This window comes from Rhodococcus sp. NS-SX18 (genome assembly GCF_057367935.1).
This window is the reverse complement of the sequence record NZ_CM170633.1, coordinates 1,475,025-1,499,335: the sequence shown is the minus strand read 5'-3', so window position 1 is coordinate 1,499,335 and position 24,311 is coordinate 1,475,025. Positions and strand designations below refer to the sequence as shown.

General features: G+C 70.2%; 22 protein-coding genes. 9 read left to right on the top strand and 13 right to left on the bottom strand.

Going from position 1 to position 24,311, the window contains the following annotated elements:
- Nucleotides 1-57: 57 nt before the first annotated feature.
- Nucleotides 58-1,248, bottom strand: coding sequence for a DUF885 domain-containing protein (locus tag AC2IPW_RS07040; RefSeq protein ID WP_486376555.1), 1,191 nt, complete (start codon nucleotides 1,246-1,248; stop codon nucleotides 58-60).
- Nucleotides 1,249-1,420: 172 nt separating this feature from the next.
- Here AC2IPW_RS07040 and coaA point away from each other — a divergent pair, with 172 nt between their 5' ends.
- Complete coding sequence (coaA, locus tag AC2IPW_RS07035; RefSeq protein WP_003935077.1) at nucleotides 1,421-2,353, top strand: type I pantothenate kinase; 933 nt, start codon at nucleotides 1,421-1,423, stop codon at nucleotides 2,351-2,353.
- Nucleotides 2,354-2,414: 61 nt separating this feature from the next.
- Here coaA and AC2IPW_RS07030 read toward each other — a convergent pair whose 3' ends face one another.
- Nucleotides 2,415-3,182, bottom strand: a complete 768-nt coding sequence (locus tag AC2IPW_RS07030) for an isoprenyl transferase (protein ID WP_289379901.1) — start codon at nucleotides 3,180-3,182, stop codon at nucleotides 2,415-2,417.
- A gap of 163 nt (nucleotides 3,183-3,345) precedes the next feature.
- Between AC2IPW_RS07030 and trhA the strand changes: the two genes are divergently transcribed.
- Together trhA and AC2IPW_RS07020 are read left to right on the top strand one after the other, a co-directional pair.
- Entirely contained in the window at nucleotides 3,346-4,014 is a 669-nt protein-coding gene (gene trhA / locus AC2IPW_RS07025) for a PAQR family membrane homeostasis protein TrhA (protein WP_486376554.1), read from the top strand.
- 62 nt (nucleotides 4,015-4,076) lie between these two features.
- The gene (locus AC2IPW_RS07020) at nucleotides 4,077-4,991 is read left to right on the top strand and encodes a mechanosensitive ion channel family protein (protein WP_203011513.1); all 915 of its coding nucleotides are present in this window, start codon (nucleotides 4,077-4,079) and stop codon (nucleotides 4,989-4,991) included.
- A 12-nt stretch (nucleotides 4,992-5,003) separates the two neighbouring features.
- Here the strand turns inward: AC2IPW_RS07020 and AC2IPW_RS07015 are convergent, their stop codons facing one another.
- Genes AC2IPW_RS07015 through mca form a run of 3 tightly spaced genes read right to left on the bottom strand, consistent with a single transcriptional unit; the run spans nucleotide 5,004 to nucleotide 8,255 of the window.
- Nucleotides 5,004-7,031, bottom strand: a complete 2,028-nt coding sequence (locus AC2IPW_RS07015; RefSeq protein ID WP_302069015.1) for a thioredoxin domain-containing protein — start codon at nucleotides 7,029-7,031, stop codon at nucleotides 5,004-5,006.
- A gap of 10 nt (nucleotides 7,032-7,041) precedes the next feature.
- Nucleotides 7,042-7,368: a hypothetical protein gene (locus AC2IPW_RS07010; RefSeq protein ID WP_450121072.1), complete on the bottom strand. Its 327-nt coding sequence runs from the start codon at nucleotides 7,366-7,368 to the stop codon at nucleotides 7,042-7,044.
- Between the two features lie 8 nt (nucleotides 7,369-7,376).
- Nucleotides 7,377-8,255 (bottom strand): mycothiol conjugate amidase Mca, encoded by an 879-nt coding sequence (mca, locus tag AC2IPW_RS07005; protein WP_003935083.1) that lies wholly within the window; start codon nucleotides 8,253-8,255, stop codon nucleotides 7,377-7,379.
- 154 nt (nucleotides 8,256-8,409) lie between these two features.
- On the opposite strand from mca, the gene AC2IPW_RS07000 reads away from it, so the two are divergent.
- Both AC2IPW_RS07000 and greA read left to right on the top strand, forming a co-directional pair.
- Complete coding sequence (locus AC2IPW_RS07000) at nucleotides 8,410-8,841, top strand: DUF4307 domain-containing protein (protein ID WP_416063013.1); 432 nt, start codon at nucleotides 8,410-8,412, stop codon at nucleotides 8,839-8,841.
- 223 nt (nucleotides 8,842-9,064) lie between these two features.
- Complete coding sequence (gene greA / locus AC2IPW_RS06995; protein ID WP_003935085.1) at nucleotides 9,065-9,559, top strand: transcription elongation factor GreA; 495 nt, start codon at nucleotides 9,065-9,067, stop codon at nucleotides 9,557-9,559.
- An 87-nt stretch (nucleotides 9,560-9,646) separates the two neighbouring features.
- Here greA and AC2IPW_RS06990 read toward each other — a convergent pair whose 3' ends face one another.
- From AC2IPW_RS06990 to AC2IPW_RS06980, 3 genes are all read right to left on the bottom strand, one after another.
- Nucleotides 9,647-11,044, bottom strand: coding sequence for an NlpC/P60 family protein (locus tag AC2IPW_RS06990; protein WP_486376553.1), 1,398 nt, complete (start codon nucleotides 11,042-11,044; stop codon nucleotides 9,647-9,649).
- Between the two features lie 198 nt (nucleotides 11,045-11,242).
- Nucleotides 11,243-12,397, bottom strand: a complete 1,155-nt coding sequence (locus AC2IPW_RS06985; RefSeq protein WP_003935087.1) for a cystathionine gamma-synthase — start codon at nucleotides 12,395-12,397, stop codon at nucleotides 11,243-11,245.
- A 71-nt stretch (nucleotides 12,398-12,468) separates the two neighbouring features.
- Nucleotides 12,469-13,854, bottom strand: a complete 1,386-nt coding sequence (locus AC2IPW_RS06980) for a cystathionine beta-synthase (protein ID WP_040274555.1) — start codon at nucleotides 13,852-13,854, stop codon at nucleotides 12,469-12,471.
- A gap of 133 nt (nucleotides 13,855-13,987) precedes the next feature.
- On the opposite strand from AC2IPW_RS06980, the gene AC2IPW_RS06975 reads away from it, so the two are divergent.
- Nucleotides 13,988-14,950, top strand: coding sequence for an SGNH/GDSL hydrolase family protein (locus AC2IPW_RS06975; protein WP_040274553.1), 963 nt, complete (start codon nucleotides 13,988-13,990; stop codon nucleotides 14,948-14,950).
- Here AC2IPW_RS06975 and AC2IPW_RS06970 read toward each other — a convergent pair.
- From AC2IPW_RS06970 to AC2IPW_RS06960, 3 genes are all read right to left on the bottom strand, one after another.
- Complete coding sequence (locus tag AC2IPW_RS06970; protein WP_193788829.1) at nucleotides 14,947-15,798, bottom strand: Bax inhibitor-1/YccA family protein; 852 nt, start codon at nucleotides 15,796-15,798, stop codon at nucleotides 14,947-14,949. The genes AC2IPW_RS06975 and AC2IPW_RS06970 overlap by 4 nt on opposite strands.
- A 95-nt stretch (nucleotides 15,799-15,893) precedes the next feature.
- Nucleotides 15,894-17,039: a class I SAM-dependent methyltransferase gene (locus tag AC2IPW_RS06965; protein WP_059174839.1), complete on the bottom strand. Its 1,146-nt coding sequence runs from the start codon at nucleotides 17,037-17,039 to the stop codon at nucleotides 15,894-15,896.
- Nucleotides 17,033-17,392, bottom strand: coding sequence for a hypothetical protein (locus tag AC2IPW_RS06960; RefSeq protein ID WP_003935094.1), 360 nt, complete (start codon nucleotides 17,390-17,392; stop codon nucleotides 17,033-17,035). Before AC2IPW_RS06960 ends, AC2IPW_RS06965 begins: the two co-directional genes overlap by 7 nt.
- Before the next feature lie 161 nt (nucleotides 17,393-17,553).
- Here AC2IPW_RS06960 and AC2IPW_RS06955 point away from each other — a divergent pair, with 161 nt between their 5' ends.
- Together AC2IPW_RS06955 and AC2IPW_RS06950 are read left to right on the top strand one after the other, a co-directional pair.
- A complete protein-coding gene (locus AC2IPW_RS06955) occupies nucleotides 17,554-21,048 on the top strand; it encodes a protein kinase domain-containing protein (RefSeq protein ID WP_486376977.1) in 3,495 nt (1,164 codons plus the stop codon).
- A gap of 35 nt (nucleotides 21,049-21,083) precedes the next feature.
- A complete protein-coding gene (locus AC2IPW_RS06950) occupies nucleotides 21,084-22,100 on the top strand; it encodes a magnesium transporter CorA family protein (protein WP_416063010.1) in 1,017 nt (338 codons plus the stop codon).
- A gap of 31 nt (nucleotides 22,101-22,131) precedes the next feature.
- On the opposite strand, the gene AC2IPW_RS06945 is transcribed toward AC2IPW_RS06950, so the two are convergent.
- Complete coding sequence (locus AC2IPW_RS06945) at nucleotides 22,132-22,323, bottom strand: hypothetical protein (RefSeq protein ID WP_010592900.1); 192 nt, start codon at nucleotides 22,321-22,323, stop codon at nucleotides 22,132-22,134.
- A gap of 110 nt (nucleotides 22,324-22,433) precedes the next feature.
- On the opposite strand from AC2IPW_RS06945, the gene AC2IPW_RS06940 reads away from it, so the two are divergent.
- Nucleotides 22,434-22,631, top strand: coding sequence for a CsbD family protein (locus AC2IPW_RS06940; protein WP_003935098.1), 198 nt, complete (start codon nucleotides 22,434-22,436; stop codon nucleotides 22,629-22,631).
- A 72-nt stretch (nucleotides 22,632-22,703) separates the two neighbouring features.
- Here AC2IPW_RS06940 and AC2IPW_RS06935 read toward each other — a convergent pair whose 3' ends face one another.
- Nucleotides 22,704-24,200: a DUF4389 domain-containing protein gene (locus AC2IPW_RS06935; protein WP_486376552.1), complete on the bottom strand. Its 1,497-nt coding sequence runs from the start codon at nucleotides 24,198-24,200 to the stop codon at nucleotides 22,704-22,706.
- Between the last annotated feature and the right edge of the window lie 111 nt (nucleotides 24,201-24,311).

The following is a 24,311-nucleotide window of genomic DNA, read 5'->3' as shown; positions in this document are numbered from 1 at the left end:
CACCCCCGGTCCAGGAACCCGGTCCCCTCGGGCGACGGCGCAGGTCACGACTCCTCGTCACCGCAGGACACTGGGCACCAGGGGTTCGTCGAGCAGGCGACGGAACCGTTCGACGCGTTCCGCCCCTGCCGGTGCCTGCGCCAGCCAGCCGCCGAGCAGGCGGTACCCCTCGACGTAGGTGCTGATGTAGGCGCGCCACAACGGCGACGACAGGAAGCGGAGCGACTGCCGGGCCCGCTCCGGGCTAGACAGGGACCAGCGCTCCAGGAAGGCGACGACCTCGTCGCCGGTGCGCCCCCGGTCGTGCAGGAGCAGGGCGGCGTCCTGGCGGACGCTCAGCAGCCCGGCGGACGCCTCGTGCAGCTGCTCGGCGAGCTCACCGTCGAACCGCAGGCCCAGGTCGGCGTAGATGTCCTGGGCCCACTTCCCCCAGCCCGGTCCGACGATCGTCTCGAGCGCGAGGTCCGCCAGCCCCTCGGCCATGAGGCACTGCGGGGTGTTCACGACGAAGAGGGTCTGTTCGTCGTGCCCCCCGGCGACGAGTCCGGCCTCCTTGCGACAGTGTTCGGTGTGGTGGCCGGGATAGGACTCGTGCGCGATCAGCCGAGGCAGGTGCGACATGTGCTGGTCGAGATCGGAGTTGATCGCGACGCGGGAGCGGTAGTGGCCCAGGTAGTAGTTGAACCCCGACCACGGCTTGTCGCCGACCACCTCGTATTCGACGGTCTCGGTCTCGGGTAGCGGGAACACCGCGCGGACCTTGTCGCGCAGGGCGCTCGAGAAGGCGTCCACGCACTCGGCGAGGCGGTCGGCGGGAACGACCTCGGACTTGCGGTGGGCCTGCAGCCGCTCGGCGAGCGGACCGCTGCCGGGCAGCAGCGCGTCGATCCGCCGGTGGGCGTCGCGGTACGCATCCTCGTCGCCCATGTCGATACGCACGTCGAAGTAGGCCTCGACCTCTTCGACGAAGGCGATGTCCTCACCGGCGAACTTGCGGGCCGAGCAGTCGAGGGCGCGCAGGTGCACGTCGAGGAAGCGGGTGCGCTCGCCGGAGAGTCCCGTCCCAGGCAGCTCGGCCCGCAACCTGCGCGCGATGTGGGACAAGTCACGAGGATCCGGAGCCGGCGCGTTCTCCACACGGCGACGCAGGTCCGGGTCACCGGTGAAGGCGTCGACGAAACCCTCCTCGAGCCGGTCGAACGCCAAGCCGAGCAGGAGGTATTCACACACCAGCGAGTCCGGGTCCATGCCCTCGCACCCTAGTACCCCGAACCGGTCCACGGCCCGTCGGCGACCCCGGAAACCGGACCCCGCGCAGCGAGCGGATGTGTCAGCGAGCACAATCGGCCGATATGGACATCCTTCGCTGCGAGCCATCCCCGGCGTGTGCCGCCGGGCCCGTCGAGTCGGGAGTGTGCCGGTGGCGCGTCTGAGCGAGCCGAGTCCGTACGTCGAGTTCGACCGCAAGCAGTGGCGGACGCTGCGCAAGTCGACGCCGCTGGTGCTGACCGAGGAGGAACTGCGCGGCCTGCGGGGCCTCGGCGAGCAGATCGATCTGGCGGAGGTGGCGGAGGTGTACCTTCCGCTGGCCCGTCTCATCCATCTGCAGGTCGCCGCACGACAGCGCCTGTTCGCCGCGACCGCAACGTTCCTCGGCGAGAAGCATCCGGACCAGCAGGTGCCGTTCGTGATCGGAGTGGCCGGCTCGGTCGCGGTCGGCAAGTCGACCACAGCCCGCGTGCTGCAGGCACTGCTGGCGCGCTGGGAACACCATCCTCGGGTGGACCTGGTGACCACCGACGGCTTCCTGTACTCGTCCCGGGAGCTGATGCGACGGAACATCATGCATCGCAAGGGGTTTCCGGAGAGTTACGACCGGCGCAAACTGCTCCGGTTCGTCACCGAGGTCAAATCCGGCGCCGCGGAGGTGGCGGCCCCGGTGTACTCGCACATCTCCTACGACATCATCCCGGGCCAATATCACGTGGTGCGGCAACCGGACATCCTCATCATCGAGGGCCTGAACGTCCTGCAGACCGGTCCGAGGCTGATGGTGTCGGACCTGTTCGACTTCTCGATCTACGTCGACGCTCGCCTCGAGGACATCGAGAAATGGTATGTGGAGCGGTTTCTCGCGCTCCGCAAGACGGCGTTCTCCGATCCCGAGGCGCATTTCCACCACTACGCGAACCTGTCGGACCGCGACGCCGTGGGCGCCGCGAAGGAGATCTGGCACTCGATCAACCGGCCGAACCTGGTGGAGAACATCCTGCCGACGCGGCCGCGCGCAACGCTGGTCCTGCGCAAGGACTCCGACCATTCGATCAACCGTCTGCGCCTGCGCAAACTGTAGGCGGCTGCGCCGCCGGTGCGTCCTTTGGGCTGCGGGGACAGCCCAAAGGACGCACCGGTGGCTAGGCGCCGAAGCGGCGGTGCCGCGCCGCGAAGTCGCGCAGGGCGCGCAGGAAGTCGACGCGACGGAACTCCGGCCAGTAGGCCTCGGTGAACCAGATCTCGGAGTACGCGCTCTGCCACAGCAGGAAGCCCGAGAGCCGTTGCTCGCCGGAGGTCCGGATCACGAGGTCGGGGTCGGGCTGTCCCGAGGTGTAGAGATGATCACTGATGGCCTCGACCGTGACGGCCTCGACCAGACCCTCGCCGTCGAGCCCCTCGCGCTGCTTGGCTCGCAGCAGGGCCTGCACGGCGTCGGCGATCTCCTGCCGGCCGCCGTAGCCGACCGCGACGTTGACGTGGGTGCCGGTGCGGCCCTGCGTGCGCTCGGCGGCCTCGCTCAGGCGCCGGCTCAGTTCGTCCGGCAGCAGGTCGAGCGTGCCGACGATCTTGACGCTCCAGTTCTGCTCCGGACCGGAGATCTCCTCGACGACGTCGGTGATGATCTCGAGCAGGGCCTCGAGCTCCTCGGGCTCACGCCGCAGGTTCTCCGTGGAGAGCAGGTAGATGGTGGCCCGCTCGATGCCGGCGGCATCGCACCAGCTGAGCAGTTCGGCGATCTTGAGGGCACCCATCCGGTGTCCGTGACTGACGTCGGTGAACCCGTTCTCGCGGGCCCAGCGACGGTTGCCGTCGCACATCACGGCGACGTGCCGGGGGTGCGGCGCGCCGTCCAGCTTGCTCAGCAGCCGTCGTTCGTAGAGCTGATACAGCAGGCCGCGCGCGTTCACCCCGAGATCACCACGCGGGTCACATTACGCTCACGGTGGCCTCGGGTCGCGGCGGCGGTCGGGTGCGGCCTCCGAGTGTGACTCCTCCCATCCCGGGGTCCGGCTACGGCAGGCAAGTTACGGAAGCGTAGGTTACTCTTCGGTATCGAAGGGAGGCCCGGCGATGACGGTATTCGGGATCGACGAACTGCCCGTGAAACCGCGGATGCGCGGCTGGATCCATCTGTGGGCATTCGGTGTGGCCGTGGTGGCCGGCACCGCGCTGGTGATCCTGTCGCAGACCGTGGCCGATCCACCCGCGGGCTGGTCGACGGTGATCTACAGCCTCACCGTCTGCGGCGTGTTCGGCGTGAGCGCCCTCTACCACCGGGTCCACTGGCACGACCCGCGAGCGCGCACGTGGATGAAACGCGCGGACCATTCGATGATCTTCCTGTTCATCGCCGGTAGCTACACCCCGTTCGCCACGCTGGCACTGCCCCCGGAAACCGGTCGCATGCTGCTGACGGTGGTGTGGACCGGGGCCCTCGCCGGCGTGGCCCTGAAGATGCTCTGGCCCACCGCGCCACGCTGGGTGGGCGTCCCGCTGTACCTGCTGCTCGGCTGGGCGATCGTCCCCGTCGCCGGCCAGCTGACCGACGAGGCGGGCATCGTCCCCATGGTGCTGCTGCTGGTCGGGGGAATCCTCTACAGCATCGGCGCGATCCTCTACGCCACGAAGTGGCCCGACCCGTGGCCGCACGTCTTCGGCTACCACGAGTTCTTCCATGCGGCGACGGTGCTGGCCGCCCTCTGCCATGCCGTCGCCGTGTGGCTGGTGGTGTTCGGGTAAACCCGATCGGACAAAGATCACATCGGTGGCAGCCACGTCACGGATCCGTAGACTCGGCCGGGATGATTGTTCAGCGACTGGCATTCGAATTGACCGACACCAACCGTGAGTGGCTCGTCGAGCGGCCGCTGGCGATCGCGGGATACGTCCTGGTGGCGCTCATCCTGAGGTTCGTGCTGCACCGGTTCATCGACCGGATGACGAAGCCGCGGCACCAGAGCAGCAAGCCCGGCCTGCTCCGCCCCTTCCAGGAACGCGCCCCGAAGGGCCTGCCGGGTGTGCTGGTCAACGAGCGGCGCACGCAGCGCGCCGAGACGATCGGCTCGGTGCTCAAGTCCGGTGTCTCCGTCGTGCTGCTCGTCTGGTGCGTCCTGCAGATACTGGGCACCCTCGGACTGAACGTCGCACCGTTCATCGCGTCCGCCGGCATCGTCGGCGTGGCCCTCGGTTTCGGTGCGCAGAACCTGGTGCGTGACTTCATCTCCGGAATGTTCATGCTGCTCGAGGACCAGTACGGCGTCGGCGACGTCGTCGACCTGGGCGACGCGGTCGGCACCGTGGAATCGGTCGGCCTGCGGGTCACCACCGTCCGCGACATCAGCGGCACCCTCTGGTACTGCCGCAACGGCGAGATCCTGCGCGTGGGCAACATGAGCCAGGGTTACGCCGTCGCCGTCGTCGACGCCCCCATCGCCCACGCCGCCAACGTCCACCGGGCGTGCGAGGTGGCGCTGCGCGCCGCGCTCGAGACGGTCGAACGCGACGACCTGGCCCGCGACGTCCTCGAGCCGCCCGAGATGCTCGGCGTCAACTCCGTCACCCCCGAATCGGTGACGCTGCGGATCACCGTGCGCACCCGTGCCGGCAAGCAGTGGGCCGTGCAGCGCGCGATCGCCCGCGCCGTGCTCGAGGCGTTCGACGACAACAGCATCGATGCTCCCCTGCCGGCTCTGCTGGCCTCGTCCCGCGCCGACTGAGACCCCGATCGCTCACGCCGAGAGCGCCGCACGCAGTTCGGCCGCCGTCGTGACGGGCCGGTCGCACACGTATCCGCGGCACACGTAGGCTGCCGGGCGTCCGTCGACCAGCGGTCGGCCGGCCAGCAACGGTGACGAGTCCGGGTCCCCGCCGACCACGACGGCGCCGCCGGGAGCTGCCTGCCGCGCGACGGTGAGCAGCTCGCCGCCGCCGACCGTCGCCACCTGGACGGGTCCGCGCACCGCCGCCTCGGCGACGGCGAGCCAGTGTCCGGCCGAGCGCGGCGCCCGTTCGAGCAGCACCACCGCCGACCGCAGCGACGCGTCCGCCACGTCCGCGTACCGCGGGTCCTCGGGCACCACCGCGGCGAGGGTGAGCAGGGCCTCGCAGATCAGCGCCGCCCCCGACGGGGTGGCGCCGTCGATCGGATCCCGCGGCCGCGCCACCAGGGTTTCGGCATCGTCGGCGGTGTCGAACCAGCTTCCGGGCCGTGCCGGATCCTGGAAGTGGTTCAGGGCGACGTCGGCGAGCTCCCGGGCCGGGTCGAGCCACGCGGCGTCGCCCGTCGCCTGGTACACCGCGAGCAGGGCGGTGACGAGGGCTCCGTAGTCCTCGAGCACGCCTGCCGGGACACCGACCGTGCCGCCGAGGGAGGCGCGCCGGAGCCGTCCGTCCACCAGGTGCAGCTCGAGCAGTGTCCGCGCGCAGTCGACGGCCGCCTCGACCCAGTCGGCGCGGCCGAACGCGGCACCGGCCTCGGCCAGCGCGGTGATCGCGAAACCGTTCCACGCCGTGACGACCTTGTCGTCGCGGCCGGGCTGCGGACGCTGCAGCCGGGCGGCGAACAGCTCGGCCCGTACCCGCTCGTAGCGTTCGGCGTCGTCCGGTTCGGCACGCAGCTGCAACACCGACGCGCCGTGTTCGAAGGTGCCGGCGTCGGTGACGGTGAACAGCTCGGCCGCCCACTGCGCATCGTCGTCACCGAGGACGTCGGCCAGTTGCCCGGGCGTCCACACGTAGGTCAGGCCCTCGACCCCGTCGGTGTCGGCGTCGAGCGCGGAGGCGAAGCACCGTCCGGCGGTGCGCAGGTCCCGCAGCAGAAACTCGACGGTCTCCTCGGTGACCCGTCGCGCCCAGGGCGCCGCTGTCCGACGCGCGAGATGCGCGTACATCCGCAGCAGCAGCGCGTTGTCGTAGAGCATCTTCTCGAAGTGCGGAACCACCCACCCGGCGTCGACGCTGTAGCGGGCGAAACCCCCGGCCAGCTGGTCGTAGATGCCACCGCGCGCCATCGCCTCGGCCGTCCGTTCGACGAGGGACAGCACGGCCGGGTTCCCGCTGCGCTCGTATCCGCGCAACAGGCCCTCGAGCAGCGCGGACGGCGGAAACTTCGGGGCGCCTCCGAACCCGCCGTGCACCGCGTCCTCGTCGGCGGCGACGGAGGCGTCGGCGGCGTCGAGCAGCGCGGCGTCCACCGGCCGCTCGCCGGGCGCGAGGCCGCCGCTGCCGCGGCGCAGTTCCGAGACGATCGCGACGGCGGAGCGGTGCACGTCGGCGCGACGGTTGCGCCAGGTCTCGGCGATCGCCTCGAGCAGCTGGGTGAACGACGGCATCCCGCCGCGCGGCAGCTTCGGGTAGTAGGTGCCGCAGTAGAACGGAGCGCCGTCCGGGGTGAGGAAGCACGTCATCGGCCAGCCGCCCTGCCCGGTCATCGCGACGGTGGCGTTCATGTAGATCGCGTCGATGTCCGGGCGTTCCTCCCGGTCCACCTTGATGCACACGAAGTGCTCGTTCATCAGCGCGGCGGTGGCCTCGTCCTCGAACGACTCGTGTGCCATCACGTGGCACCAGTGGCACGCCGCATACCCCACGGAGAGCAGGACCGGCACGTCCCGCTCGCGGGCCCAGGTCAGCGCCTCCTCGCCCCATTGGTGCCAGTGCACGGGGTTGTCGGCATGCTGCCGCAGGTAGGGGCTGGTCGCCTCACCGAGAGTGTTCCGGTGACGGGTCTCGGGCGCCGCGGGCTCCGGGGGTGTCACGACGCGTCCGTCAGTTCGCGGCCATCGGGGGCTGGGGGTGGTCGGGCCTGTGGTTCTGCGCGGCTCCGCGAGGGTTCTGCGCGGCTCCGCGAGGGTTCTGCGCGGCTCCGCGAGGGTTTTCCGCCGCCCCGCGATCGGTCCCCTCGTCGGCGGCCTGGTCCGGCTCCGGATGCTCGGGTTCGAACGTCTCGGGCAGTTTGCCGAGCCGCTTGTTCATCGAGCGGATCAGCAGGGCGGTCGCCACGAGCAGGATCACGATCAGTGCGAGACCGAGCGGCGACGCCTTGCCGAATTCGGGGCCGGTGGGGTCCTGGGCCAGGACCTCGGCCGCCAGCATGCCTACCGTCATCTCACCTGTCCGTCCTCGATGCCCGCGAACAGATCCGTTTCGGGGATCGCCGTGTGCACGCGGGTCTTGGCCAACTCGAATTCTTCCGTCGGCCACACCTTCTGCTGGATGTCCAGCGGCACGGCGAAGAAGGAGCCGTTGGGATCGATCTGCGTCGCATGGGCGCGCAGCGCGTCGTCACGCTTGGGGAAGTAGTCGCTGCAGGTGATCTGCGTGGTCACCCGCGCCATGATGTCGCCCTGCTCGGTGCGCCACCGCTTGAGCCACTCCTCCATAGGGAACGGCTCGCCCCGCCGCTCGTACTCCTCGCGGAACAACTCGAGGCGCTTGCGGATGAACCCGTGCGAGTAGTACAGCTTCTGCACCTTCCACGCCGGTCCGGCCTCGGGGAAGCGGTCGGGGTCGCCGGCCGCTTCGTACGCCGCGACGGAGACCTCGTGGCACCGGATGTGGTCGGGGTGCGGGTAGCCGCCGTTCTCGTCGTAGGTGGTCATCACGTGCGGCCGGAACTCCCGGATCACCTCGACGAGCTTGCGGGTGGGTTCCTCGAGGGGCACCAGCGCGAAGCAGCCCTCGGGCAGCGGGGGCTTCGGGTCACCCTCCGGCAGCCCCGAGTCGACGAACCCGAGCCACCGCTGCTGCACCCCCAGGATGCGGGCGGCCTCGGCCATCTCCTCGCGCCGGACCTCGGGCATGCGGTCCCGGATCCCGGGGATGTCCATCGCGGGGTTGAGGATGTCGCCGCGTTCACCCCCGGTCAGGGTGACCACCAGCACCTCGTGCCCTTCCGCGGCATAGCGGGCCGTCGTGGCGGCACCCTTGCTCGACTCGTCATCGGGATGGGCATGCACGGCCATGAGCCGTAGTCCGCTCACGTCTTTCCTCCACCTCGCCGTCGGCTGCATCGTCGCTACCCGGACCACCGGCACTGCGGGCCGGCGTCCTGGGTTCCTCCCCTATAGTTCCACCTGACACGTCCCTCGTCAGCCACGCCCCCGCTGCGCCCGCGGGCGCACGAAAGTAAGTGTGATGACCGACACCACCCCGACCGACCGCTACCCGACCGGCCGCTACCCGGCGACGGGCGGATCCCGCCGCACCTGGCTGTGGGCCCTGGTCGCCGTCGGGCTCGTCGCCGGGGTGCTCGCGGCGTTCCTGCTCTACCAGAAGTTCGGCACCCCGGACATCGAGAGCGAGGTCGTCACCTACACCGTCGTCGACGACTCGACCGTGCAGGTGCAGTTCACCGTGACGCGGAAGGACCCTTCGCAGGAGGCGGTGTGCATCATCCGCTCGCGGTCGAAGGACGGATCCGAGACGGGCCGGCGCGAGGTGCTGATCCCGTCGTCCGAATCCGGCACCCTGCTGATGGACGCGCCGGTGATCACGTCGCAACGGCCGGGCATGGCGGACATGTACGGCTGCAGCTTCGACGTGCCCGAATACCTGCGCGCGCACTGACCGCACGCTGCGGATTCCGTGGTCGCGACCACGTTGGTGCTAGAATTGCCTGATACACGGTTCCACCCTTTGGGGCCGTGTATTGCTGCATAGGAAGCAGTGCGGTCCTGTTCGCCACTGGCTTGGGGGGAACGTTCGAGGGATCCGCGTTGCCGTCGTCGCTGCGAGTTGCGGCGACCAGTCGACGGAGCCGGGAGCTCCAACCCGAAGGAAGTGATCGAGGATGACCGAGACCCAGGTGACCTGGCTGACACAGGAGTCGTACGACCGACTCAAGGCAGAACTCGACCAGCTCATCGCGAATCGTCCCGTCATCGCGGCCGAGATCAACGAGCGCCGCGAGGAGGGCGACCTCAAGGAGAACGGTGGATACCACGCCGCTCGCGAGGAGCAGGGTCAGCAAGAGGCCCGGATTCGTCAGCTGCAGGAACTGCTGAACAACGCGAAGGTCGGTGTCGCGCCCACGCAGTCCGGCGTCGCGCTGCCCGGCTCGGTCGTCACGGTCTACTACGACGGCGACGAAAGCGACAAGGAGACGTTCCTCATCGCCACCCGCGAGGAGGGCGCCCGGGGCAACGAGATCGAGATCTACTCCCCCAGCTCCCCGCTGGGCGGTGCCCTGATCGACGCGAAGGTCGGCGAGACCCGCGAGTACACGCTTCCCAACGGCAGCACCATGAAGGTGACGCTCGTCAGCGCGGAGCCGTACCACAGCTGATCGGCGGCGAGCCGTCGCGCGGCTCGACCGACACGCGAGAAGGGTCCGACCGGTGCCTCCGGTCGGACCCTTCTCGCGTACGGCACCTCAGATCAGACGGCGGGCCTTCATGCCGGGGAAGACCGCGCCGACGCGCACCACGTCTCCGAACGTCGGGGCATGCACCATCTGGCCGCCGCCGATGTAGATGCCCACGTGCCCGGGCCCGTCGGACTGCCAGTTGCCGAACACCAGATCCCCCGGCCGGGCCAGCTCGATCGGGATTTCGGTGCCGACCCGCCACTGCGTCTGCGACGTACGCGGCAACGTCATCCCCGTCGCCGCGTACACCGCGTACGACGTCAGGCCCGAACAGTCGAACCCGCCGCCGGAGGGACCGTTGATGTTGCCGCCGCCCCACACGTACGGCAGCCCCAGGTACCGGAACGCCAGATCCACCACCCGGTTACCGGTCTCGGTCATCCCCGGCAGCCCGAGCCCGAAGAACGGTGAGAGCAACCGCGCGAACACCATCTCGGTCGCCCGGATCTTCGCCACGTACGGCTTGGTCTGGTTCTCGTAGTCCGGCAGGCCGGACGGCATACCCCCGGATCGGCGCACGGCCCCGAGGCCCGCGTTGTACGCCGCGAGCGTGAGGTCGAGGGTGTCGCCGCGCACCACCCCCTGTGCCTTCCACTGCTCGATCTGCCGGTAGTTGTCGCACAACAGATTCCCGGACGCCATCACCGGATCGGCGATGCCGAGCACGTCGGCCCGCCCGTCCCCGTCGGCGTCCTTGCCGTAGGCATCCCAGGTACCCGGCATGAATTGCCCCGGCCCCTTCGCGCCCACCGGCGAGACCGGAGCGCCCGGCCCGTACCGGAATCCGTTCTCCGCCGAATACAACGCCGCCAGCACCGGCGCCCCGACGCCCTCGCACAGCTTCCCGGCCTTGCGCAGCCACGGCGCGAACACCGCGATCGCCCCGATCGGCGCCAGGTTCGTGCCCGGCAGGATCGCCGGGATCGACGGCAACGTCACCGCCGCCCCGCCGGTTCCCACCCCGCCCGGTGCCGACCCCCACGCACCGCTGCCCGTCGCAGCGCCGGGGGCGGGGGCGCCGAACACCGACGGCCGTCCCGCCGGCGCGGCCGGGGCCAGCACCGACGGCGCCTGTTCGAGCACGGCCTGCACCGGATTCTCGGCCGGCGGTTCGAGTACCGCGGCCGCCTCCGGCGGCAGATGCGGCATCAACGCGTCCTTCGCGGCCGAGGTCGTGTCCGCCACGGCCTGCTCCGCGGCCGGGCGCATCGGTTCGGGCAGCGCCGCGACGAGGTCGGTGACCTGCTGATCCGTGGCCGCGGCAGCGGCTTCGGCGGATGCCTGGAACGACTCGATGACCTGCGTCACCTGTTCCTGAAGATGCTCCGGGATGTCCGCTCCCTGTACCAGGGCACTCGCCGCAGTGGCTACCGCCACAATCACCGCCGACGGGTCAACTGACATTCGCGAACTCCCCATCCCTTGACGAACGACTTCACCGTACTGTGTGATCTCGATCACCGATGCGGTTCGTTACATCCATATCATATATATGCGAGAACGCGTTCTAGTTCTTGTCCTGTGACGCGCCACACACGGGACTTGAAGTTACAGCAACAGGGACGGCGCCGCTCGCGCACGGACGCGCGAGCGGCATCCGGGTCAGGCCGTGAGCGCCTGTTCCACGTCCGCGACGAGGTCGGCGGCATCCTCGATACCCACCGACAGGCGCACCAGATCGTCCGGAACCTCGAGCAGCGACCCCGCCGTCGAGGCGTGCGTCATCGCGCCCGGGTGCTCGATCAGCGACTCGACACCTCCGAGGGACTCCGCGAGGGTGAAGATCTCGGTGCGCGCGCAGAAGTCGAGGGCGGCCTGCTTGCCCCCGGCCAGACGCAGCGAGATCATGCCGCCGAACCGGCGCATCTGTTTCGAGGCGACGGCGTGATCCGGGTGCGACTCGTGGCCGGGGTAGATCACCCGGGTGACGGCGGGATGCCCGTCGAGCAGCTCGACGATCTTCTCGGCGTTGTCGCTGTGCCGTTCCATGCGCAGGGCCAGCGTCTTGATGCCGCGCATCGTCAGGTACGCGTCGAACGGACCCGGGACGGCACCTGCGCCGTTCTGCAGGAACGCAAACTTCGCGTCCAACTCCTCGTCGTTCGTCACCAGCGCACCACCGACGACGTCGGAGTGGCCGCCGAGGTACTTGGTGGTCGAGTGCAGCGCAACGTCGGCACCCAGTGTGAGCGGCTGCTGCAGGTACGGCGACGCGAACGTGTTGTCGACGACGATCTTCGCCCCACCGCTGTGCGCGACGTCGGCGAGTGCCGCGATGTCGCCGATGTTGAGCAGGGGGTTCGTCGGGGTCTCGACCCACACCAGCTTGGTGGTGGGCCGCATCGCCTCGCGCACGGCGTCGACGTCGGAGATCGGCGCCGGCGTGTACTCGATGCCCCACTGCGTGAACACCTTGTCGATCAGCCGGAAGGTGCCACCGTAGGCGTCGTTGGGGATGACGAGATGATCCCCGGGACGCAGCACCGAACGCAGCAGGCAGTCGGTGGCGGCCATCCCGGAACTGAAGGCCCGGCCGAACGTTCCCGCCTCGATGGCGGCGAGATTCGCCTCGAGCGGCTTGCGAGTGGGGTTGCCGGTGCGGGCGTACTCGAAGCCGCCGCGCATCCCACCGACGCCGTCCTGCGCGAACGTCGAACTCGCATAGATGGGGACGTTGACGGCACCGGTGGCCGGGTCGGGATCGTATCCGGCGTGGATCGCTCGGGTGGAGAATCCGTGGCTGCGCTGCTCACTCATGCGGCTCAGCCTAGCCGCGGGACGGAAGGACGGCGGGCCGGGGAAGGCTCCCCGGCCCGCCGCCGCAGCCGTTACGAACCGGCGCTGATGAACCCGAGCAGGTCGTGGCGGGTGATCACGCCCACGGGCTTGCCGTCGTCGATGACCAGCAGCGCGTCGGTATCGCCGAACGCCTTCGTGGCGGCGGCGATCGACTCGCCGACCCCGATCAGCGGCAGGGTCGGGCTCATGTGCTTCGCGACGGGGTCGGCCAGCCGCGCGCGGCCCTCGAAGACGGCGCTGAGCAGTTCCCGCTCGCTGACGCTGCCCGCGACCTCACCGGCGGTGACGGGCGGCTCGGCGCCCACGACCGGCATCTGCGAGACACCGTATTCGCGCAGGATCTCGATGGCGTCGCGGACCGTCTCGGACGGATGCGTGTGCACCAGCGCGGGCAGCTCGCCGGACTTGCTGCGCAGGACGTCGCCGACGGTCGAATCGTCGGGCTTGCCGTCGAGCGGGGCCCGCAGGAAGCCGTACGAGGCCATCCACTTGTCGTTGAAGATCTTCGACATGTAGCCGCGGCCACCGTCGGGCAGCAGCACCACGACGAGGGCGTCCGGCCCCTCACGCTCGGCGACCCGCAGGGCGGCGACGACGGCCATGCCGCACGACCCGCCGACGAGCAGGCCCTCCTCGCGGGCGAGCCGGCGGGTCATGTCGAACGAGTCGGCGTCGGAGACGGCAATGATCTCGTCGGGGATCGACGGGTCGTAGGCGCTGGGCCAGAAGTCCTCGCCGACGCCCTCGACGAGGTACGGACGGCCGGTGCCGCCGGAGTACACGGAGCCCTCCGGGTCGGCGCCGATCACCTTGACCTTGCCGCCCGAGACCTCCTTGAGGTAGCGGCCGGTGCCGGTGATGGTGCCACCGGTGCCGACGCCGGCGACGAAATGGGTCACCTTGCCGTCCGTGTCGCGCCAGATCTCCGGGCCGGTGGTCTCGTAGTGGCTCTCCGGACCGGCCGGGTTGGAGTACTGGTCCGGCTTCCAGCCACCCGGCAGTTCACGGGCGAGACGATCGGAGACGGTGTAGTAGCTGTCGGGGTGCTCCGGGGGCACCGCGGTCGGGCACACCACGACCTCGGCACCGTACGCGCGCAGCACGTTGCGCTTGTCCTCGCTGACCTTGTCGGGGCACACGAACACGCACTTGTAGCCGCGCTGCTGGGCGACGAGCGCGAGACCGATTCCGGTGTTGCCGGACGTCGGTTCGACGATGGTGCCGCCCGGCTTCAGTGCACCGGACTTCTCGGCGGCATCGACCATCTTGACGGCGATGCGGTCCTTCGAGCTGCCGCCCGGGTTGAGGTACTCGATCTTTGCCGCGACCACGCCCGAACCCGGTGTCGTCACCGAGTTGAGCTTGACCAGCGGGGTGTTTCCGATGAGGTCGACGACGGAATCCGCGATGCGCATTCCTCCATGGTCTCAGATGCCGGTACCCGACGGCGTTCCGGCTGCTCGAGCGGCGGATTCGACGCACACTGGACACGGCAACCTCAGGGCCGTCTGCAACTCCAGGGCCGTCTGCTCGGAAAGGTGATCTCCCGTGCCCCGAACCTCGTGGCGCACCGCGGCGTTGGCCGGCGCGACGGCCGTCGCCGCCGGCTCCGGCGCCGGCGGCGCCTCCTGGCTCACGTACACGTACCTGATGCGCCAGGCGACGGTAGCGAGAGGTGTCATCGGCCGTACCTGGGCGAAGCCGCCCGAGGCGGACGGGGTGTACCTGCCCGGAGCGCAGTCCCCGGTGCCGTGGCGCCGCGGCGTGCCGTTCGACCTGCACCTGATGATCTTCGGGGATTCGACGGCGGCCGGCCTGGGCTGCGCGAGCGCGGCGGAGGTGCCGGGAGTGCTGCTGGCCAGGGCGCTGGCCGACGAGTCGGGCCGCAGCGTCCGGCTCGGTACGAAGGCCATCGCCGGCGCCACGTCGCGGGGACTGGCCGGGCAGGTCGACGCGATGTACGTGGCGGGTCCGCCGCCCGACGCGGCCGTGATCCTGGTCGGGGCCAACGACGTGACCGCGAAACTGTCGCTGCACCGCTCGGCACAGCGACTGGGCTCGGCGGTGCGGCGTCTGCGCACGAGCGGCGCCGTCGTCGTCGTCGGTACGTGTCCCGATCTGGGGGTGGTCGGTGCGATTCCCCAGCCGCTGCGCACCGTGGTACGGACGTGGGGGCGGCAACTGGCCCGCGCGCAGGCCGCGGCGACGCGCGCGGCCGGCGGGCAGCCGGTGCCGCTGGCCGACCTGCTGACGCCCGAGTTCCTGTCCGCGCCCGACCACCTGTTCTCCGCGGACGGATTTCATCCCTCGGCCGCGGGATACGAGCTTGCAGCCGGTCACCTGCTGCCGGTGCTGGCCGCCGGGCTCGGTCTCTGGTCCGGCGGCCCGGTGCCGGTGCCGCCGCAGACGTCGGCGGCCGCGCGGCTGTGGCTGCCCCGGACACGCCGCGGGCCCCGGGAACGGGTGTTCCCGGGGCCCGCGGTCGGCACGGTGGCCGGAGAGCTGGGCTAGTCGTTCTGGAAGTACGACAGCAGGCGCAGGATCTCGATGTACAGCCAGACCAGGGTGACGGTCAGACCGAAGGCGACGCCCCATGCGGCCTTCTCCGGCGCCTGGGCGCGGATGAGCTGATCGGCGGCGTCGAAGTCCAGCAGGAAGCTGAACGCGGCGATGCCGATGCAGACGAGGCTGAAGACGATCGCCAGGGTGCCGCCGTCGCGCAGGCCGAGGCCGCCGTCGATGAAGAAGCTCGCGACGAGGTTGCCCAGCGCCAGGACGAGGACGCCGATCAGGGCGCCGATGATCATGCGGGTCAGGCGCGGGGTCACGCGGATCGCCCCGGTGCGGTAGACGACGAGCATGCCGAAGAACACGCCGAACGTGCCGAGCACCGCCTGGACGATCAGGGTTCCGCCACCGGCGCCACCGAAGGTGATGTCGGTGAACATGAACGAGAGCGCGCCGAGGAAGAAGCCCTCGGCCACGGCATAGGCCAGGACGATGGCCGGGTTGTCCATCTTGCGGCCGAAGGTGGCCACGAGGACCAGGACCAGGCCGATGAGACCGCCGCCGATGACGAACGGCGCGGCGAGGTTCACGTTGCCGTTGACGAGGACGTAGGAGATCAGCGCGGAGACCGCCAGCACACCGAGTGTGATGCCGGTCTTGGTGACGACGTCGTCGATCGTCATCGACCGCTCGGTGGTGGGCCGGGCCCACGGATCCGTCGGCGCGTACTGCGGCTGGCCGAATTGCTGGGTGACCTGCGCGGCGCCCGCCGTCGCAGAGCCGAACGTGGCGTATCCGCCGCCCTCTTGCTTGGGCAGGTTGCGGAACACCGGGTTACTGGTGGTGCGCACCGTGCACATCCCTTCTGGTGGTCGGTTCTGTCCGTTCAACGATCCGCGGACGCCGGGGGTTCCCGGACCCGAGCCGAGCACGGACAAACCGGACTCTACCGGGTGCGCACGGACCTGGTCACGGTGAACTTACGGTTGCGTCCTGCAACTTCCGTGCGGCCGATCGTCCGCTGCAGGATCCCACGGTAGTTCAGGTGGGTGTTGTAGACGGCCCACAGTTCACCGCCCGGACGCAGCAGCCGGGCCGCCGCGTCGAACATTTTCACGGCGGCACCGGTGTGCACCGCGGCGCCGACGTGGAACGGCGGATTGCACAGCACCACGTCCACGGAGGCATCCGGCAGCGTCCCGGCGACGTCGTCGCGCAGTACCTCGACCCGGTCGGCGACGTCGTTCGCGGCGGCGGTGGCGGCGGCCGAGGCGACCGCCGCAGCGGACTGGTCGGTGGCGGTCACCCGCAGGCCGGGGAACTGCCGGGCCGCGGCGACGGCCAGGATGCCCGTGCCGCAGCCGAGGTCGACGGCGGTCCTCGCGTCACGCGGCAGCCGGGGCACGAAGTCCAGCAGGAAGCGGGTGCCGATGTCCAGGCGAGGGCCGGCGAACGCCGCTCCGTGCGCGACGACGGTCAGCCCGGCCTCGGGCACCGTGCCGGTCACCGGGTAGGTCGGCTCGGTCGCGATCGGGCCGCGGGCGGTGAGCACCCGCGACTTCTGCCGGCCGCGGGAGGCGCGTACCTCCGTGAAGCAGCGGGCCAATACCTCGTTCATCGCGGGCGTGATGTGTTTGTCGCGGCCACCGGCGAACACCGTGACGCCGGGGTCGGCGTACCGGGCGACGGTCTCGGCGATCTCGGTGAGCGCGGCGAGCGACCGCGGCAACTGCAGCAGCACCACCCGGGCCCCGGTGAGCAGATCGCTACCGAGGTCGTGCGTGGTGTAACGATCGGTCAGTCCTTCGCGGGCGGCGTTCGCGGCCAGGGCCCGCTCCCCCACCACCGAGTCCTGGTGAACCCGGATCCCTGACGCGGAGTGCCGCACGGCGACGCCGAGGGTGAGGGCTCCGTAGTGGTCGTCGATCACCGCGACGGTCCCGGCCGGCGCCGCGGCGAGCGCGGCGCCGGCCTCGTCGAGAATCAACCTGTCGGCGGCGTCGACGGCCACCAGATTGGGCGCCTCCACATCGGGGAGGCGCCGCAACCGGGCGAACAGCTCGTCGCCGGCAGCGGGGTCGCCGGTCAGCACTGCCCCTTGCCGGCGTTCTCGATGGCGCGCAGGGTGTCGGCCTGCTGCTCCTCGCTCAGCTCCGCCCACCCCGGCAGCGACTTCTGCGCGTCGGCGACGGAGGCGGCGGCCTGGGTGCGGTCCTGCCCCCAGGATTCGAGCTGGTCGAAGTACGGCACCATGGCACTGCAGATCTCGTCATAGCTCTGGCCCAGCTCGATGCCGGTGCTTCCGGTGACCTGGCTCGTGCTCGGCGCGGCGGTGGTGGACTCGGTGGTCCCCTCGGCTGCGGAGCCGGAGTCACCGGACGATCCGCAGGCCGCCGCGAGCAGCACCGCACCCGTACCGAACAGCGCCGCGAGAGTCTTCTTCATCGTTTCCCAATTCCGATCGCAGTGTCGTTTCCCGGAAGATCCGGCCGTCGTTGCCGGGAGCCCCGGCCGGACAACGGTAATGGAGAACCGGCGATCCATCCGTGTCGTGCCCGCCACACCCGGGACTATCCTGGAGGAATCCACGTGAGGTGAGTGCCCCGATGGCCGAGAACGATCCCCTCGCCACCCAGCGAGCCACGGTCTCCCACGCCGCCGCGGCGGAGGACGAGACCGTCGAGGATCTGCGCCTCGCGGGGTTCGCCGACGCAACCGAGATCGGCCGTGGTGGTTTCGGGGTGGTGTACCGGTGCCGGGAGACGGCGCTCGAGCGCACCGTCGCGGTGAAGGTGCTCACCGCACCGCTCGACGCCGACAACCTCGACCGGTTCCTCCGCGAGCAACGCGCGATGGGCCGGCTCTCCGGGCATCCGCACATCGTCACCGTCCTGCAGGTCGGCACCACCAGCAGTGGCCGGCCCTACCTGGTCATGCACTACCATCCCCACGACTCGCTCGAGGCGCGCATCCGCCGCTACGGGCCGCTGCCCTGGCCGGACGTGCTGCGCATCGGCGTCAAACTCGCCGGGGCGCTCGAGACGGCGCACCGGACCGACGTGCTGCACCGCGACGTCAAGCCCGCGAACATCCTGCTCACCCAGTACGGCGAACCGCAGCTCACCGACTTCGGCATCGCCCGCATCGCGGACGGCTTCCGCACCTCGTCGGGCGCGATCACGGGCTCCCCCGCCTTCACCGCGCCGGAGATCCTGGCCGGCGCGCCGCCGACCCCGGCCGCCGACGTCTACGGTCTGGCCGCGACCCTGTTCTGCGCACTGACCGGGCATGCGGCCTTCGAGCGGCGACGCGGGGAACAGGTGGTCACGCAGTTCCTGCGGATCACCACCGAACCGGTCCCGGACCTGCGGGGCACCGGTGTCCCCGAGGAGGTGTGCTCTGCCCTGGAACGCGGCATGGCCACCGATCCGGATGCCCGCCCGCAGTCCGCCGCGGAGTTCGGGGAGTTGCTGCAGCGGGCCCAGGAGCGGGGCGGCTGCGACGTGGACGAGATGGCGCTGCCCGCGGATCCGGACGGACTCGGGCCGCTGCCCGTCCCGGGAACCCCGCACACCACCGGACCCCACCTCACGCCCACCGCGATCACCACGCCGCCGGTGCCGGTGACCCGGTTCCGCCCGCACGCCGCCAGCCGACCGCTGGTCCAGCGCACCCACCTCATCGACCGGTTGCGCCTCGCCCGCCGCCGCCGCCTCGTCGCGATCCATGCCCCGACCGGATTCGGGAAGTCGACGCTGGCCGCACAGTGGCGGGAGGTCCTCACCGCCGAGGGCGTCGCGGTGGCCTGGCTCGCGGTCGACCGGGACGACAACGACGTGGTGTGGTTCCTCACCCATCTGATCGAGGCATTCCGGCAGGTGCGTCCGCAGTTCGCCCGCCAGCTGCGGCAGGTGCTCGAGGCCCACGGCGACGACGCCGAACGGTACGTCCTGTCCACCCTCATCGACGAAATCCATCGCGAGGAGACCCCGATGGCCTTGGTGATCGAGGACTGGCACCTCGTCACCGCACCGGGAACCGTCGCGGCACTGGACTTCCTCCTCGACCGAGGGTGTCATCACCTGCAGCTCGTGGTGACCAGCCGAAGCCGGGCCGGGTTGCCGCTCAGCCGGATGCGGGTCCTCGACGAACTCGTCGAGATCGACTCGGACGCTCTGCGGTTCGACGCCGAGGAAGCCGAGGGCTTCCTACGCGACGTGAGCGGCCTCGACCTCGGTCCCGAGGACATCCGGGGCCTGACCGAAGTCACCGACGGCTGGGTCGCCGCGCTGCAACTGGTGTCCTTGTCCCTGCGCGACTGCGAGGATCCGACCGACCTGATCGAGAACCTCTCGGGCCGCCACCGCGCCATCGGCGAGTTCCTCGCAGACAACGTGCTCGACACCCTCGAGCCGGAGGTATACGAGTTCCTGCTCGCGACGTCCGTCACCGACGAGATCACCGGCAGCCTCGCCACCGCGCTCACTGGCGACCTGCACGGACAGGCGATGCTCGAGCAGATCGAGGCCCGGGATCTGTTCCTGCGCCGGGTCGACGACGAGGGCAGCTGGTTCCGCTACCACCGGCTCTTCGCGGATTTCCTGCGCCGCCGGCTCGAGCGTGATCATCCCGAACGCGTGGAGCCGCTCCATCGTGCCGCTGCGCAATGGTTCGCACACCAGCACATGTTGCGTGAGGCCGTGGACCACGCGCTCAGCGCCGACGACCAGGAACTCGCCGTCGACATCATCGCCGCCGACGGGATGTTCCTGATCGAGCACTCCCACATGACGACCCTGCTGGCGCTGGTCGCGAAGCTACCGCCCCGCGTGGTGGCCACGCACCCGCGGCTGCAGATGACGGTGGCGTGGGCGAACGCGTTGCTGCAGCGAGCCGACCAGACGCGCACCGCACTCGCGGCGGCGCGGGGCTGTTTCAGCTGCTGCAATGCGGCGGCGGAGGACATCGCGGTCCTGCAGGTCGAGGCCGACGTCGTCGAGGGTGTCGTCGCAGTCTCCACCGACCGCATCGCCGACGTGGCGGGCAAGGTCGCGCCGTGCCTGGACGATCCGGATGCCTTCCGTCCGTGGGTGGTGTCCGTCGCGGCGAACGTGGCGACCTTCGTGGACATCTACCGGTTCGACTTCGAGTCCGCCCGGCGACGGCAGCGGTGGGCCGAGCCGTACCACCGTGCCTCCAACGGCCCGTTCAGCCGCGTGTACGGGCAGTGCCTGCTCGGCATCGCGGCCAACGAGCAGCTCGACGTCGCCGCGGCCGAGAGCCATTTCCGTGCGGGACTGCGGGCCGCGCGCAAAGTGGGCGGCATCCACACCCACGCCGCGCGGCTGGCCGCCGCCATGCTCGGGGAGCTGCTCTACGAACAGGGCCGGATCACCGAGGCCGAGGCCCTGCTCGACGAAAGTCACGAGCTCGGAACCGAGGGCGGCGTACCGGACTTCATGATCGCCCGATTCGTCACGGCCGCGCGGCTCAAGGCCCTGCGCGGTGACCGCGCCGCCGCGGCGGCACTGCTCGACGAGGGAGCGCGGGCCGCCGACGACTATCGGTTGCCGCGACTGCGTGCCCGGGTGGTCAACGAACGCGTGCGGCTCGGTCTGCCGGGGCCGCAGCCCGCCCCGCGACAGATGCCCGATTCCGATGCCCCCGACCCCGACGGTGTCGCCGAGATCACCGCTCAGGTGGAGGACGCCACCGCCATCCGGCTGCTCTACGGCAGCGGCAGGCCCGAGGACGCCGCCGAGGCATGCGAGTGGGCCCGGCTGTGGCACCGCCGCGTCTCCGGACGCGGCCGCCATCGCGCCGAACTGCAGGCGGCGCGGCTGCTGGTGGCGTGCCTGCACGCCGCCGGACGGATCGAGGAGGCCCAGCACGTGCTCGCCCCCGCCGTAGCGACGTGCGGGCGCCTGGGCATGCTCCGCTACCTCGTCGACGGCGGAGTTCATGTGGTGCCGCTCCTGCCCCTGCTGCGCGATCGGCTGCGCACCCTGTTGTGGCCCCCGGACTGGCCGGCCGTGGACGAGGCCTTCCTCGACGAGATGGTGCGGCTGGCGGAGGCGGGCGGCGCGCGCGTCGCGCTGTGAGCCCGGGTCGGCCCGGGGTAGGGCAGACTGCGAGCGTGACCGCTGCCGTCCCCGACCACGTCCGCACCAGGCTCTGGCGCGACGGACGGCTCGTCGCCGAGAACTACCCGCTGGCGGACGTCTCCGACTACCTCCGGGACGAGACCGCCCTGGTGTGGGTGGATCTGCACGATCCGACGCACCGCGAGCTGACCGACATCGCGGAGGAGCTGGCATTCGATCCGCACGCCGTCGAGGACGTGGTGGCGCACGGGGAACGCACGAAAGTCACCCGCTACTCCACGCACACCTTCCTGACCGTCTACGCCACGTCGCTGGCGTACGGGAGCGAGCCGGCCGACACGCTCGGGTCCCGGCTCGAGACCACGCGGGTCTCGGTGTTCGTGGTCCCACGCGGCCTGGTCACGGTGCACCGGGGTACCGGATTCGACGTCGAGGAGATGGTGCGGCGCTGGGACGACAACGCCGACCTGCTGCGGCACGGCACCGCCGCGCTGCTGCACGGGCTGCTCGACGTCGTCGTCGACGGCCAGTTCGAGGCCATCCAGGGCCTCGACGACGCGATCGAGGAACTCGAGGACGGGCTGTTCGACGAGCGTGCGCACATACGCTCGCTCCAGCGTCGCACCTACCGGGTACGCAAGGAACTCGTCCAGTTGCGCCGTGTCGTCCTGCCGATGCGCGAGGTGGTCGCCGCGGTGATGCGGCACCGGGCCGAGCGGGGCAACTCCGTCGAACTCGACGGCTGGTACAGCGACCTGTACGACCACGTCATCCGCGCGACGGAATGGACCGAATCCCTGCGTGACATGGTCACCACGGTCTTCGAAACGAACCTGTCGCTGCAGGACGCGCAGCTGAACACGGTGATGAAGAAGCTCACGGGGTGGGCCGCGATCATCGCCGTGCCCACCGCGGTGACAGGGTGGTACGGACAGAACGTGCCGTACCCCGGCTTCGGGCAGTGGAGCGGGGTGCTGTCGAGCACCGCGGTCATCGCCGCGTCCGCGGGAACCCTCTACATCGTGTTCAAGCAACGCAACTGGTTGTGACGGACGCCGGGTACGGCACGTGTCTGCTCGGCTACGTGGTTCCTTCGGAGTCGTCGAAGAACCGCCAGTCGTCGTCGCCCTCGACCCTGACCTCCATACGCCAGCCCAGTTCGCTGTTGTCGGCCTTGGAGTCCACGAACCAGGCGTGCGCGTCGTCCGCGCTCTCGATGTCCTTGGTCGCCACCACTTCGCCCTTGGGGTCGATCACTCGGTATGTAGCCATGCCGGGGGCTTTCCCCGGCGATCCGGCACTCAAACCCGAGCCCCCAGGATTGGCATGGCCGGGGCCGGGGTATCCGGGGATGGAAGTGACCACGGACGAAGGAGGATGAAGTGGCTGATTTCATCGACAAGGCCAAGCACAAGGCCGAGGACGTCACCGGTCAGGCCAAGGAAGGCGCCGGCCGCGCGACCGGCGACCGCGACCTCGAGGCCGAGGGCCGGGGCGACCAGGCGTCGAGCGGTCTGAAGCAGGCGGGCGACAAGATCTCCGATGCCGCCGGCAAGGTCAAGGACTCGTTCAAGAAGTAGCGCCGCGGCGCGCAAGCACGAGCGTGGCCCCGTCGACCCCGTCGACGGGGCCACGGCTCGTGTCCGGGGCCGTCAGCGTCCCTCCCCCGGCCGTGCCTGCTCCCCGGAGGTCGCGTCGCCGTACTGCTCCTTCGACAGCGGAATCTGCGTTCGACCGGGTTCCGGTGAGAGGTCGTCGCGCGGCCCGGCCGGCGGCGCGTACTCGTGCAGTTCCCGGGGGCCCTGGTCGAGCCGGAACGGCGGGTACTCGTCGCGCAGCAGCGCCGCGTAGGCCCACACCCGGAAACGCCAGCGGTTGATGCCCACGACGAGATCGAACACCCCGCTCGGGTAGCGGGCGGTGAACAGCAGGGCGATCGCCGCGACGAGCACGAGAATGCCGAGCAGGGACCACGAGTAGGTCCACGCCGCGTCGTCCCAGTCGCCTGAGGTCGCGGTGGCCCCGCCTCCGACGAGCACGGCGAGGATCAGGTAGTGCGGGACGGCGAGCAGCCACCACTTGACCAGCACCAGTCCCCGGGAGAGACGTTCCGGATAGGGGACGTCGAAGTCGGCGGGGTAGTCCGTGCGATGCAGGCTGAAGGGCGGATACCGGTCGGTGCCCAGCGCCGAGTAGGTGTAGAACCCCACCCGCCACCACCACCGCATCACGCCGACGTTGAAGTCGAACAGCGCCCGCGGGTAGCGGCCGGTGAACAGGATCGCGAAGCCCGCGACGACGGTCGTGACGAAGTGCGCGATCGCGAGGAAGAAGAGCACGATGTAGTGCGGGATCGCCAAGAGCCACTTCACGAGCCACAGCCAGCGCGACGGCGAGTCCGGGTCGCCGCGCAACATCACCGGGTAGGTGCCCGGGGCGACGGCGGCCGGCGGCGGAGCGTGCGCCGAGGGCGGACCGTGCCGGCCGAGCCCCACCGCGCCGAGGACGAGCAGCGGAACCCCGATCACGAGCAGGACGAGAGCACTGACGAGCAGCCACAGCGCGAGGGGTCCCAGGAACGGGAACTGGGCGCCCGCCTGCAGGTCCACGACGACGCCCGGGGTGGCGTCGGCGTTCATCACGAGGATCGACCACACCCCTTCCTGGAAGTCCCAGCGCAATTCCTGTGTCCCGGGTCCGGCAGCCGACGCGGCCCAGAAGTCCTCGTCACCGGGAACCTGGGCGGGGTCGTCGCCGGGGATCTCGCGGTACTCGGCGCGGAACGGCTCGAACCGGACGTCGGTGAGTTCGGCGTGTGCGACCCCGGACAGGAAGGCGTCGACCTCCCGCTGCGGGCCGATGCCGACGAACACCGGCTGTCCGGGATCCTCCGATGCCGCACGCAATCTGAGCCGGCCGAAGTCCTCGGCGCCGAAACCGGTGGGCGTGTCGTCGAAGACCAGGTCGATGCGTTCGGAGACGAGGGCGCTCGAGTCGGTGCGGAAACGCTCGGTCGGAGCGGTGAACCAGCCGTCGTCGCGCTGGACGAAGTACCCCCAGCCGAGCACGCCGGCGGCGGCGAGCAGGGCCAGTCCGAGCATCGACAGCAGAACACCCACCACGAACATGACGATCTTGCCGGCCTTCATAGCGGCCTCCGATTCGGAGTGTCGTACACGCGGTCCGAACTCACCGTAGACGCGACCGAACAGGACGAACAAGGCTTTGCCCCACCTCGCCGCGCCGCACGCCGCGACACG

What these genes read in the sequence shown, in the direction of transcription:
- AC2IPW_RS07040 (WP_486376555.1), bottom strand. Translation starts at nt 1,248, where the DNA reads ATGGACCCGGACTCGCTGGTGTGTGAATACCTCCTGCTCGGCTTGGCG.
- trhA (WP_486376554.1), top strand. Translation starts at nt 3,346, where the DNA reads ATGACGGTATTCGGGATCGACGAACTGCCCGTGAAACCGCGGATGCGC.
- AC2IPW_RS07020 (WP_203011513.1), top strand. Translation starts at nt 4,077, where the DNA reads ATGATTGTTCAGCGACTGGCATTCGAATTGACCGACACCAACCGTGAG.
- AC2IPW_RS07010 (WP_450121072.1), bottom strand. Translation starts at nt 7,368, where the DNA reads ATGCTGGCGGCCGAGGTCCTGGCCCAGGACCCCACCGGCCCCGAATTC.
- AC2IPW_RS07000 (WP_416063013.1), top strand. Translation starts at nt 8,410, where the DNA reads ATGACCGACACCACCCCGACCGACCGCTACCCGACCGGCCGCTACCCG.
- greA (WP_003935085.1), top strand. Translation starts at nt 9,065, where the DNA reads ATGACCGAGACCCAGGTGACCTGGCTGACACAGGAGTCGTACGACCGA.
- AC2IPW_RS06990 (WP_486376553.1), bottom strand. Translation starts at nt 11,044, where the DNA reads ATGTCAGTTGACCCGTCGGCGGTGATTGTGGCGGTAGCCACTGCGGCG.
- AC2IPW_RS06985 (WP_003935087.1), bottom strand. Translation starts at nt 12,397, where the DNA reads ATGAGTGAGCAGCGCAGCCACGGATTCTCCACCCGAGCGATCCACGCC.
- AC2IPW_RS06980 (WP_040274555.1), bottom strand. Translation starts at nt 13,854, where the DNA reads ATGCGCATCGCGGATTCCGTCGTCGACCTCATCGGAAACACCCCGCTG.
- AC2IPW_RS06960 (WP_003935094.1), bottom strand. Translation starts at nt 17,392, where the DNA reads ATGAAGAAGACTCTCGCGGCGCTGTTCGGTACGGGTGCGGTGCTGCTC.
- AC2IPW_RS06955 (WP_486376977.1), top strand. Translation starts at nt 17,554, where the DNA reads ATGGCCGAGAACGATCCCCTCGCCACCCAGCGAGCCACGGTCTCCCAC.
- AC2IPW_RS06945 (WP_010592900.1), bottom strand. Translation starts at nt 22,323, where the DNA reads ATGGCTACATACCGAGTGATCGACCCCAAGGGCGAAGTGGTGGCGACC.
- AC2IPW_RS06935 (WP_486376552.1), bottom strand. Translation starts at nt 24,200, where the DNA reads ATGAAGGCCGGCAAGATCGTCATGTTCGTGGTGGGTGTTCTGCTGTCG.